The organism is Paenibacillus sp. FSL M7-0802 (assembly GCF_038004945.1).
Taxonomy (GTDB): domain Bacteria; phylum Bacillota; class Bacilli; order Paenibacillales; family Paenibacillaceae; genus Paenibacillus; species Paenibacillus polymyxa_B.
Genome location: NZ_JBBOSD010000001.1, coordinates 5,424,152 through 5,436,067, shown reverse-complemented (window position 1 = coordinate 5,436,067; position 11,916 = coordinate 5,424,152). Strand labels below are relative to the sequence as shown.

Genomic DNA, 11,916 nt, shown 5'->3' with positions numbered 1-11,916 from the left:
CACCTTTTAGAACATGGGGAACGCGACACCATAATTCAGGGTCAAAATGTATGCACACTTCATTGGAACGAGGCTCTATCCATATCAGGATGGTCTGCAAGGTTCGTGTATATATGCGCCTTCGGGCTGGTTAAACCAGCCGAGCCGCCTACACCGGAACATGCAACGCATGTCGTCCGCGAATTGAACTTAATTGGCTGCAGTCTCAAGCACTGGCAGCAAAATTTCAAATACTTGACCATGCTGTAAAATCGTAATCCCACGGGATTTGTCCTTCATTACGACCACTTCTGGCTTTTGTGACATACGCTCCAGATAATGTTCAGGTACATCACCGGAATGACTAACTGTGATTCCCTCAAGCTCGCGCTCTTCGTTTTCAGCAAATTCTGTTGTTACAATTTGCTCAAAAATATCAGAGAACGCTTCAAAATTGTCTGTATATACCGAAATGCACTTCATACTCTTCATCCTTTTCTACACATAAATGGTTAAACCCTCTGTTACTCTGTGGGTCTTTAAGCTCTACGTTCCTTATCTTTTCTGATAAGAGACGTTTTCATACGTTTCTTGCCTTCCCTGCACACATCAAGTAACGGACATACCTGACATTGAGGATTTTGAGCTTTACAATGGTAGCGTCCGAAAAAAATAAGCCTGTGGTGGGTCAAAGACCATTCATCCCTAGGTACCCTCTTCATCAGCTTTTTTTCCACCTCAAGCACTGAATCATCCCACCCTGCAAAACCGAGCCGTTTGGAAATACGCTCTACATGCGTATCTACCGCAATAGCTGGTACATTAAAAGCAGTAGATACTACGACGTTAGCCGTCTTACGGCCAACACCCGGTAGCTTAACCAGTTGATCGTGCTCCGAAGGTATCTCTCCCCCGTACTGGTCTATTAAAATACGACAGAGGTTATGAATATGCTTGGCCTTGTTTCGGTACAAGCCGATTCTGCGAATATCCTGCTCCAGTTCCTCAAGAGGAACAGCCAAATAATCCTCAGGTGACTTGTATTTTTGAAACAGGTCTGCCGTTACTTTATTGACCATCTGATCGGAGCATTGAGCAGACAATAACACGGCGATCGTTAATTCAAAAGCATTGTCATGGTTCAACTCACAATGGGCATCCGGAAACATCGTACCGATGGTGTCCAATATATGACGTGCGGTTGCTGCATTCACGGAAATCCTACCTCCTACCAAAAAAAACGTCTTGATACGGGATAGCCCGCATCAAGACGGTCACTCTAAATAATCATCCGGAAAGAAACGAATACTATTTGTGCATGACTGCCTGCATAGGCGAGAAATACACTCCTATATTATCATTATCTGTCACAGATTGCACGTGAAAAGTGTGTAAATCTCCAAGAAATTTTCATACCGTCTGATCGGTTAGCGGCTCATGGGATGATCCAAATCTACATGTCCCATTAAGGACTCTAAAGATTGACCATCTACGAGCAAATCCAGCGTTTTGACTTCCTTGAATTGGAACATCGTTTTCTTCAAGGCATCGATAGCTAATTCCTCGCCGCCAGCTCCCAATCGAGCCTCGTCCGGCAGAGAAATATCAAAAGTCAATGCACCGTTATCTAATTTGATCTTATGCACGGAAATTTTCTCGGACCACAACGGGATAAGAGCAGAATCCCCACTCTTTTGCAGAGCTTCAAACGCTTTTTGCAATTTTTCCAGCTCGCTTGGATAGGTAATTTCCTTTTTCTGTTCTTTCAAGCCGTTCTCTTGTGTATCCGTATAGTACACCGTAATCTGCTGTGTTTGTCGATCTCCTGAATTTTCCGTGTCCGTCTTGGTCTTTGTAGGCTCTGTTGACGGAGATGCAGGTGTTTGACTCGCCCCATTATTTTCAGCAGATTGAGCCGAAGATTCAGGGGTCGTCTGTTCAGGTGTACTATTTTGTGCATTCGAAGTTTGTGTTTCCTGAGATGGAGTCGCAGGAGCCGTTGTTTGCTTAGAGGCACACCCTGCACCTGCAATGGCAAACAGTGCCAGCAGACCTGCAATTACGATTTTCTTGTTCATATGTCCCCCTCCTTGCTTGACGTTGACAAGCGATTTGTTGAAGATCTATTTTACGTCGAGATACTCTGTGATTCCATCTGCAATCCCTTGAGCTACCCGGTTTTGAAAATCTTCATCAAACAGTGTGGCTTCCTCTTTTGCATTACTCAGATATCCTACTTCAAGCAATACGGCTGGCATAGTCGTTTCCCGAATTACATGGAAATTGCCATAACGAATGCCTCGGTCTGTCAGACCCGTCGCAGGAGCAAAGTACTTATGCATAACGTTAGCGAACGCTTTGCTTGCACTACGCTGGTAATACGTCTCTGTACCGTTGGAAGCTGAGCTACCGCTGCTGTTAGCATGAATGGACACGAACACGTTAGCATTAAGGTTTTCAGCTACTTTTACGCGCTGTTTAAGCTCCAAGAATGTATCATCACTGCGTGTCAGCACAACCTCAAGCTTGGGGTTCTGCTTTAATATGCTTTCTACTTTCAGAGCCATAGCTAAGTTGAAGGTCTTTTCATAATTTTTTCTTGAAACACCAACTGCTCCAGAATCTTTTGCTCCATGGCCAGCATCAATAACAACGACCTTTTTACCATTGCTGTTAGTTGGTGATGTCTGCGTGTCATCCGGCTGTGAGCCATCTGGTAACGTTGCGTCTGGCGTGGTATTCACAGAATCTTTGGAAGCCAGATCGACGATAACACGATTCGAACCATCATTATATGCGGTATAATTCATGGCATGCTTCAAATCAATAACAACGCGCACCGTTGAAGGTTCCTTTTGGAATAAAGCATAACGGATACCGGACACATCCGCTTCATTCTCAATGTCCAGCGAACCATTTAAGTTGCTATCCAGCTTTTGCTGCTCTCCGAAATTGTCAGCAAACGCAGTCGCTGGCAAATCCACCACTACCCGATCAGGGCCTGCCATCGTAAACGCTTTCGGCTTGACGGCACTGGCTGTTGTGATGGTTAAACGGTTTTGGCTGAAACTAACTCCCTGCACCTGTGTAACACCTGAGTTCGCATTATTCGTTGGTGCAGTAACACTACCAGTACCTGTACTGTTATTTCCGGACTTGGGAGGTGTAAATTCCCCGTTTCCAGACCCGCTACTGCGGGTATATAATTTTACGGACTTGGAGCTGCTGTCCCATTTTACGTCCAGTCCCATTTGCTCGCCGATAAAACGAAGCGGTACAAGGGCATAATTGGAACGCAGCAGAGGCGAAGCATCCAGACTAATGTCGCTTCCATTGACAGTCGCCGTCTTACTTCCGATTATCATTCGGATCGAGGTACTGTCTTTCTCAATCGTTATGGTTCGCGCCTGCTGCTTCCATGTCACGTCATATCCCAAATTTTCAGAAATTACGCGTAGCGGGACCATTGTACTTCCGCCAATTACTTGTGCCTTAGCACCACTAGGGACACTTAACTGTTGATCGTCGAGATAGATTTGTGTTCCACTCGAAGCCGCATGTCCATAACCCGGAACCGCCCACATGAAGACAAATAATAACAACAAAAAACCAAATTTCTTCATTCGTCACCCTTCCATTCATAATTTTTTTGCCACATGCTCCGGTGCGGCGACCTGATATACGCGCTTATGTAATATCAGACAACCTTATAGACGTTATCTCACACCAAAAGTTGCGAATATATTCCATCATAACAGAAATATACGTGCCAAAGAACTATTTTTGTCGAATTTTGACTAAAAATATAGATCATTCGCTTTCCGTCAAAAGTCACAGCCAAAAAAACTAAAAAAGCTACTTTTCACCCCATGAATTTTCATTAAAAGGTGGAAAGTAGCTTTTATTGTAAACATCCTTAGTTAAGTGATTCAGTTGCTCCTGTGCCTGTTCCAAGATACTCCTTCAACCCATCGACAATACCTTCGGCGATCTTTTCCTGTGTTTCTTCTGTGAACATGGCTGCTTCATTTGATAGATTACTAAGGTAGCCACATTCCAGCAATACAGCGGGCATTTGTGATTTTCTCGTCACCACATGGTTTGCCACCCTGATGCCATTATCCTTAAATCCGGTAGCCGCTACAAGATATTTATGCATCGCCTTTGCCAGTGCCAAACTGTCCTGGCGTGCATAATAGGTTTCAGAGCCATTGGTTTTTCCTTTATCTGAAGCTAGCATACTATTACCATGAATGGATACAAACACGCTTGCCTGTTGACTATTAGCCAGTTGTGGTCGTTCATCCAGCGTGGGATACGTATCTCCATTGCGAGTCAATACGATTTGAATGTCAGGATCATTTTGTAGAAGCTGCTCGACCTTTAACGCTACCGCCAATGTAAATTCCTTTTCATGTCGCCCAGTCACACTACCTGCCCCAGGGTCCTTGCCACCATGTCCGGGATCAATGACGACGATTCGCCGTCCTTCGACATTCGTTGGTGTTACCACTACCGGATTCACACTACGCTCACGCAATTGAAGGGTGATATCGCCTAGGCCATTGGTTGAAAGATCGTAATCACGTGCTTGATTTAAAGCAATGACAATGCGTACACCCCCATTTTGTCCATCTGTGGGAGCAAATCTAATTTCCTGCACATCCTCGCCGTCACTATTCGTCAACGCCCGCGTGCCATCGGTGCGAATCGGGAACGGTTGAAGAAAATCAGTCGCCAGTGAAGCCCCGGGTAAATCTACAACAATACGATCATTCCCCGTCATTTTGGATACTTTAGGGGTAACATCTTTGTTCAGAGAAATCTTTAACGTTTCACCCTCAAAAGTAATATTTTGTACAAGCAACGCATTTGCTGTGGTCTGTTCTGTATTTTGCTGCTTGGCTGGTGAAGATGCGGCTTCAGTATGCTTGTCTGCTTCAACTGGATTTATTGTCGTCGCTGTTGCTGAAGACGTTTTATTGGTGCTTGTTGTACTCTGTGTTGACGTTTGCGACGATGGTTGGGATTGAGACTGTTTACTCGCTTGTTGAGTTACAGCCTTTTGACTGAGATTTACGGATTTACTTTTATTATTCCAATCTACTTTTAGCCCCATTTGCTCCCCAACAAAACGCAATGGGACCATGGTCGAGCTTCCCCGAAGCACAGGAGGTGCATCCAGACTAACTGTTTTTCCATTCACATCAGCCGATGTACGGCCTACATACATGGACATATCGGTACTATTTTTTTGAATTGAGATTTTATAGGATTGTGGTTCCCACTTGAATTGATATCCAAGCTGCTCCCCAACCACCCTTAGCGGTACCATGATTTTTCCATTGACCATTTCAGGCTTGGCATCTGCAGGCGCTTCCACCCTTTTGCCATCTAAAAACAAATCTGCTCCAGCCGCATTCGCATGAGGGGAGGACGGCCACAACCAAATCAAGATAGCCGCTAGTATCACCCAACCATATTTCTTCATTCTCATTCCCCTAACTTATATATGTATTTTTTGGTATTTCTCACAGACACAGTCCTTCAATCATTTTACATTTACAATACCATGCTGAGTCGAACCGTCAACCCCTTATTTTCCAATTTATTTTTTGAGCATGATAAAAGCCCGCAGGCAAAAGTAATGCCAGTACGGGCTTTCTGTCTAACAAATGAGCTAGCTATATGACTACGTATTGAAACTGAACTGGGAATTAACCCTATGCGCCTTGTTTCGCAGCACGTTTTTGTTCATAAGCCAGAATTTCAGATTCATGCTGGAGTGTCAGGCCAATATCGTCCAAGCCTTGCAGCAGGAACTGGCGGCGATGTTCATCCAAATCGAATTCAATTTTCAGACCATAATCGTCAGTGATCGTTTTATCATTCAGGTCGATGTTTAATTGGTAGTTATCATGCTGCGCCGTGCGCTGAAACAATTCCTCTACTTGCTCTTCAGACAGCTTGATCGGCAATATACCGTTTTTAAAACAGTTATTATAGAAGATATCCGCATAAGACGGAGCAATTACGCAACGAAACCCATAGTCCATAATCGCCCACGGCGCATGCTCACGTGAGGAGCCACAGCCAAAGTTAGCGCGAGAGATCAGCACAGACGCCCCTGCATAACGAGGCTTGTTCGGTTCAAATTCAGGATTGATATTGCCCGCTTCATCAAACCGCCACTCGTAGAACAGAAACTGTCCAAAGCCCGTACGTTCAATTCGTTTCAAAAACTGCTTAGGAATAATAGCATCTGTATCCACGTTCACCCGATCCACAGGTGCTACAATTCCTTTTAATGTTGTGAAAGCTTCCATCGTAATTCCTCCTCTGTATCCTAGCGGACTACTTCTTCCTGCTTGAATTTCCAATCCCGTACATCAACAAAATGTCCATGAATCGCCGCAGCGGCTGCCATTGCTGGAGATACCAGATGAGTCCGTCCTCCGCGTCCCTGACGACCTTCAAAGTTACGATTAGAAGTCGATGCACAACGCTGTCCCGGTTGCAGTACGTCTGGATTCATCGCAAGACACATACTGCATCCCGCTTCACGCCACTCAAATCCTGCTTCTGTAAAAATGACGTCCAGCCCTTCTTCTTCAGCCTGAATTTTCACACGCCCCGAACCTGGTACGACGATGGCCGTTACTTTGTCAGAAACCTTGTAACCTTTGGCAACCTCAGCGGCTGCACGCAAATCTTCAATCCGCCCATTGGTGCAGGAGCCGATAAACACATAATCAATCGCAATATCCGTAATCGGAGTACCTGGCTTCAAATCCATATATTCAAGCGCTTTTTCAGCTGCTTTACGTTCGTTTTCGGTTGGCAGTTCTGCCGGAATCGGTACAGTTGAGGAAATATCTGTACCCATCCCCGGGCTGGTGCCCCAGGTTACTTGCGGAATCAAAGCATCTACGTCAAACTCCAGCACGACATCAAACTCAGCGCCTTCATCTGTGACAAGCTCTTTCCACTCAGCAACCGCTTGCTCGAAAGCAGCTCCTTGTGCTACATGTTGACGTCCACGCAAGTAATTGAAGGTGGTTTCGTCCGGTGCAATCATTCCTGCTCTGGCTCCGCCTTCAATGGACATGTTACACACAGTCATGCGCTCTTCCATGCTCAATTCGCGGATAGATTCACCTGTGTACTCAATAACATAACCTGTGGCGAAATCTGTACCGTATTTGGCAATGACACCCAAAATCATGTCCTTTGCTGTCACACCAGGTTTGCGGCGGCCTACAAAGCGAACTTCCATCGTTTTGGCTTTAGCTTGCTGGAGACATTGTGTTGCCATTACGTGCTCTACCTCACTGGTTCCGATACCAAAAGCGAGTGCTCCGAACGCCCCGTGTGTGGAGGTATGGCTATCACCACAAACAATCGTTTTGCCCGGATGAGTCAGACCAAGTTCAGGCCCCATAACGTGAACGACACCTTGATCCACCGTATCCAGATCATACAGTGTAACACCGAAATCACGGCAATTTTGAGTTAATGTATCAATCTGCTGCTTGGAAATCGGGTCCGTAATATTGTAACGGTCCTTAGTCGGCACGTTATGATCCATCGTTGCAAACGTAAGCTCTGGACGACGCACCTGACGACCGCTAAGACGCAATCCTTCAAACGCCTGCGGCGATGTTACCTCATGTACGAGGTGAAGATCAATGTACAAAATACTCGGCTTTCCCGCTTCCTGATAGATGACATGGTTATCCCAAATTTTCTCGAACATGGTCTTTTTACTCATCATTATTCACCCCTGTGTTTTTCGAACCTAGTGGAGAGAAGCTAACGGCTCTCTCTTGAATGTCAATAATATACCACGGGATGTTTGATTGGTCTAAGATATGATATCTATAGAAGTGATAGGTTAAGGCTATAAGGATGGATACTATGAACTCTGTCGCCTTTTCTAAGGTACTGCCAGTTATTACATTAAGGATTTGTTTGAATATTCATACTGCGAAAGCTGAGTCAATTATATATTCTCAGATAATGTTGACAATATAAGGAATAAACTTGTACAATTAGGAAAATATTTTGTTTGGATTCCATTCTTCGTTGGTAACAAGGATATTGGAAATCGTAATAAGAATCATCTTAGCGATTGCTATAATGGTTCTTTTTTTCCTCTACTTTTGCAAAACTGTTCGTATTTGATTTTGTTAGCTCTCAATAACTATATAAAGTATAAAACGAAATATAGTTATATAATTTGATATAAATTACAGGCAATTAACAACGGAGCAAGAATTTTATGAATATCATCATGATGCGTTTTGTTGCAACAAATAGAAAACTGACTACGAGATTCAGCCGAAGATAACATTCACATCCTAAAAGGGAGTTGGAATGATGAAACAAAATGGAATATCCGTTGAAAACTACACTCCAATTTTGATTGTCGGTACGGGGATCTCAGGGCTTACTGCTGCTTATTATTTGTCGAAAAATAATATTAAGTACACGATTGTAACAAAAAAGAATGCACCCAAACAAAGCAACTCCTTTCTTTCAGCCGCAAATACTCGGGTTCCATCAGAGAATGAAGTTAACAATATTATTAATCTTACTATTGATAAATGTGGAGCAGATCGATCAGTAATTGAAGCGCTATATAGGAATTCCAACATAATTATAAATTTCTTCAAAGAATTAGGAATTCCTTATGAGAAAACATCCTTTGGTATCATGCCTGAATGTTTGATTAAATCACATGGGGGAAAGAAATTAATCAATTGTTTGTTACAACATATTGAACAACCGATGTGTAATAAAATTTTGATTCATTTGGAAAAGTACGATCAAGGAATTATCGCAATATTTTATGACACACAATCAGATCAATTTATCAGAATATTTACAAATTATTTGGTATTAGCTACGGGAGGATATGCAGGACAATTCTGTTTCAATGATAATTCGCCGGGTTCAACTGGTGAAACGCTTATCTTAGCTAAAAAAATAGGTGCAAGATTAAAGGGAATGTCTACAGTAATGTGTCATCCTTGGTCTATATATAACGGAAGGCAAATTTTATTGGGCGGGGTTGTATCTTTGAGTCAAGGGAAAATAATAGATGAGGATGGAGTTCAATTATTAAAAGATAAGTATATTTGTGATGCAATTGCTCGAGATGATTACCACGAAATGATTGATGAGATTTTAAAATTCCAACTTGAATGTATCAAACAAAAAAAAGACATGTACTTGGATATGAGCCATGCTGATGAAAATGTTTTAAATGAAAAATTCAAAAAATATGGATTTAGTCCTAAGGTAGTTAAAAATAAAAGAATTAAAATTACACCAACGATGCACTATTCTTCAGGAGGAATCGAAATCAATGCTAATGCTGAGGCTATAAACTTGAATCGTGTTTTTGCTACTGGAGAAGCTCAATTTAATGGTGATCTTGGTATAGGAAGAATCCCTGGGCAAGCATTCGCATCGGGGATCGTTTTTGGTAAATTAATTGCGGACAAAATAGCTAATGAAGGTGTTTTCAATACTCAATATCAAACTTCATTTAAAGATCCACCTGAAACGATGCATCTGTATTCAAAAGAAAATAATGACTTTCCGATTGAAGAGTTTCAGAAAAAGTTGTCAACTCTGATGATGGATTTGATCGCTTCCAATCCACCTGTGGTTTCTCTATCATTCCTTAGAAAAAAAATACAAGAAAGTCAAAACATCATATTAAGTAGAGCAAGAGGATCAGGAAAACGATACGAGGATATTTTAACATTGTCTTTTGGATATTTTGTTGCAATGGAAATTATAGAAGATCTTGAAGCAAAGTCAGGCTTGTTGAGTATCCAAAAATAGGATAAAAAGAGTCGCCTTTTTGGCTAATGGAAAGTACCACCCAACCATTCCAAAAAGAGGCGACCCTCATGGATTAGCCTAGGGCCGAACGGCGAACCTTATAGATTCCTCGGGAACTAATGTGGCTATGCTCAAGAAATTAAATTCAACACGCTTTAGTCATTATGACCAAAAGGATAAAAAGCACAGGGCTAAACAGCAATTCGAAAAAATGCCGGTGGAGCTTAAGAATCTTTATAAATGAATTAATTTTAAGATGATTACCAGCAAAATGAACAATGCCAATACAGCAGCTATCGATGTCCAAACTCTTCCGGTGATTCCCTCGTAGTCTCTTTTCATTTCCCCCACACGTAACGCCTCCTTTACTTTAGGGTACTATACTCCATAGGCTATGCGAGGTCTTGGTTAAAGGAAGGGCTTCTTAACAAAAAAAAGCTCCGCCGACCAATTAAGGTCAGCTGAGCTTTTTGATTTATTTAGAGTATTCACTTACATCGAACGTAAGGATACGATCAAACAGCATGTAGTCCTTGCGGCTGCTGAATGGGCCTTTATTGTTATCGTGCTTATTGATTGCGTATGAAGCTGATCCAGAACCAGCCTGTTTGTTTTCGTACCACGAGATAAAGTCATTAACCTCTTTCATGCTTAGGTCAAACTCTTTTTCCAAGCCTGTTGTCATAGTGACCACCAATATTGCACGATCTCCAGTAGTTGGCTCTGGATCAGGTTGACTGCCTCCTCCTCCTAGTGGAGTTGCTGAAGCTTCATTGGAGTATTCTGAATCCACACCATTTACTTTAGCACTCACAACAAAGTAGTATTTCGTTCCATTGGTCAGACTTGGAATGATGAAGTTTCCATAGGCATCTTTTGTTGCTGTAGCAGTTTCAGTGTATTTACCTGACTCCGTTCCGTATTTAACTGTATAGCTTTCTGCATTCTCTATTTGATCCCATTTTAAAGTAACCTTGCCGTCTCCAGCTTTTGCTGTAAGATTAGCGGCAGTATTAACATCTACTAATTTACCATTTTTATCAATATCAATTGCATCCAAATCATAGTGACCCCCGGTAAGCTGTGGTACAGTAATTGTTACATTATGTCTTCCTTCTGGTAGTCCTGTTTTTTCATATGATAGATTTTGTCTTAAAAGCGTTCCATTTTGAGAAAATACTTCATCAATATTATCTATTGTAATTTGCACATTAGTTGGTCTATCTAGGTATCTTGTACCAATCAGTCTCAGTTTTGTTCCATAGAATGAGAACTTAATCTGCGCTCCCGATTGGGTCGTATATTTTGAAGTGCTGTATAACAGATACTACGGTAATACATTCTTTAGAATGTGTCTAAACATAAACTTGCTAATCTATAAATATAATCAATATATTTGCATATTTATTTTTTATTGGGTATTAAAAAGGACTCATGCCAGCTTCTATACTGGTTGAGTCCTTGTTTTTTTTACAATAAACCTCACTTTAGTCCCGATCTTCATACTCATCTAACTGATGACTTACCCATGATCCTGCTCCCCGGTTATCACTAGGCTTTATGTATCTGATATCAGCACCTGCGCCACCTTCTGCACACATTGCCATTGGCGATTCATCGCGATCATATCCCTTTTTCGTCGGATAGCCCTTGAGCGATTCCTTCCTGTTTTCTTCGGCTCCATCCCGATCAATTGTACACACCGCAGAATGTCCGGCTGCTATTGCATCCCCTGTTTCTGGATAACGTGAGCTTGGGAACTCCAGCGTATACCCAACTGCTGCTTGTTGGTTGATTGCTGCCGGTTCAGCATAAACACCCTGTACGGAAAAGATAGCTGCCAGTAACAATACGATTAATCCTTTTGCGATTCCTTTTATCATACGACCCTCCATAGTATTTAATCTTCTCAATACTATATTGGGAGACATGTCGAAGTATCGCGTATATTGTCACATAATAAAAAGGACTCATACCAGTTTTCGGGCAGAGCTCATTACTCCAGAAATTAAAAACCACATTTAAACTTATTTTTGAATATATAGACATTAATGTTTAGACTCCCTTTTTCAATTTTGTATG

At 42.2% G+C, this 11,916-nt stretch carries 9 protein-coding genes and 1 pseudogene; 1 reads left to right on the top strand and 9 read right to left on the bottom strand.

Annotated features, from left to right (window positions below):
* Positions 1–189: 189 nt before the first annotated feature.
* The 7 genes from MHB54_RS24850 to leuC all read right to left on the bottom strand — a co-directional run bounded on the left by MHB54_RS24850 (position 190) and on the right by leuC (position 7,750).
* Positions 190–462 (bottom strand): hypothetical protein, encoded by a 273-nt coding sequence (locus tag MHB54_RS24850; RefSeq protein WP_013310628.1) that lies wholly within the window; start codon positions 460–462, stop codon positions 190–192.
* Positions 463–518: 56 nt separating this feature from the next.
* On the bottom strand, positions 519–1,193 hold the full coding sequence (gene nth / locus MHB54_RS24845) for an endonuclease III (protein ID WP_023989081.1): 675 nt from the start codon (positions 1,191–1,193) through the stop codon (positions 519–521).
* Positions 1,194–1,406: 213 nt separating this feature from the next.
* Positions 1,407–2,057: a GerMN domain-containing protein gene (locus MHB54_RS24840; protein ID WP_264453655.1), complete on the bottom strand. Its 651-nt coding sequence runs from the start codon at positions 2,055–2,057 to the stop codon at positions 1,407–1,409.
* Between the two features lie 45 nt (positions 2,058–2,102).
* On the bottom strand, positions 2,103–3,602 hold the full coding sequence (locus MHB54_RS24835) for an N-acetylmuramoyl-L-alanine amidase family protein (protein WP_023989083.1): 1,500 nt from the start codon (positions 3,600–3,602) through the stop codon (positions 2,103–2,105).
* A 293-nt stretch (positions 3,603–3,895) separates the two neighbouring features.
* Positions 3,896–5,470: an N-acetylmuramoyl-L-alanine amidase gene (locus MHB54_RS24830; protein WP_075154373.1), complete on the bottom strand. Its 1,575-nt coding sequence runs from the start codon at positions 5,468–5,470 to the stop codon at positions 3,896–3,898.
* Between the two features lie 232 nt (positions 5,471–5,702).
* Entirely contained in the window at positions 5,703–6,305 is a 603-nt protein-coding gene (leuD, locus tag MHB54_RS24825; RefSeq protein ID WP_013310633.1) for a 3-isopropylmalate dehydratase small subunit, read from the bottom strand.
* 20 nt (positions 6,306–6,325) lie between these two features.
* Positions 6,326–7,750 carry a 3-isopropylmalate dehydratase large subunit gene (gene leuC, locus MHB54_RS24820; RefSeq protein WP_013310634.1) on the bottom strand — a complete coding sequence of 475 codons (1,425 nt, stop codon included), beginning with the start codon at positions 7,748–7,750 and terminating at the stop codon, positions 6,326–6,328.
* Between the two features lie 605 nt (positions 7,751–8,355).
* Between leuC and MHB54_RS24815 the strand changes: the two genes are divergently transcribed.
* Positions 8,356–9,834 carry an FAD-binding protein gene (locus tag MHB54_RS24815; protein WP_226887761.1) on the top strand — a complete coding sequence of 493 codons (1,479 nt, stop codon included), beginning with the start codon at positions 8,356–8,358 and terminating at the stop codon, positions 9,832–9,834.
* Positions 9,835–10,309: 475 nt separating this feature from the next.
* Here MHB54_RS24815 and MHB54_RS24805 read toward each other — a convergent pair whose 3' ends face one another.
* The gene (locus MHB54_RS24805; RefSeq protein WP_226887760.1) at positions 10,310–11,044 is read right to left on the bottom strand and encodes a fibronectin type III domain-containing protein; all 735 of its coding nucleotides are present in this window, start codon (positions 11,042–11,044) and stop codon (positions 10,310–10,312) included.
* 234 nt (positions 11,045–11,278) lie between these two features.
* Positions 11,279–11,717: pseudogene (locus MHB54_RS24800) on the bottom strand (NucA/NucB deoxyribonuclease domain-containing protein).
* Between the last annotated feature and the right edge of the window lie 199 nt (positions 11,718–11,916).

Bases quoted from the DNA above. Each gene is read 5' to 3' on its own strand.
- leuC (WP_013310634.1), bottom strand. From the start codon at position 7,750: ATGAGTAAAAAGACCATGTTCGAGAAAATTTGGGATAACCATGTCATC.
- leuD (WP_013310633.1), bottom strand. From the start codon at position 6,305: ATGGAAGCTTTCACAACATTAAAAGGAATTGTAGCACCTGTGGATCGG.
- MHB54_RS24850 (WP_013310628.1), bottom strand. From the start codon at position 462: ATGAAGTGCATTTCGGTATATACAGACAATTTTGAAGCGTTCTCTGAT.
- MHB54_RS24835 (WP_023989083.1), bottom strand. From the start codon at position 3,602: ATGAAGAAATTTGGTTTTTTGTTGTTATTATTTGTCTTCATGTGGGCG.
- MHB54_RS24815 (WP_226887761.1), top strand. From the start codon at position 8,356: ATGATGAAACAAAATGGAATATCCGTTGAAAACTACACTCCAATTTTG.
- MHB54_RS24830 (WP_075154373.1), bottom strand. From the start codon at position 5,470: ATGAAGAAATATGGTTGGGTGATACTAGCGGCTATCTTGATTTGGTTG.
- MHB54_RS24840 (WP_264453655.1), bottom strand. From the start codon at position 2,057: ATGAACAAGAAAATCGTAATTGCAGGTCTGCTGGCACTGTTTGCCATT.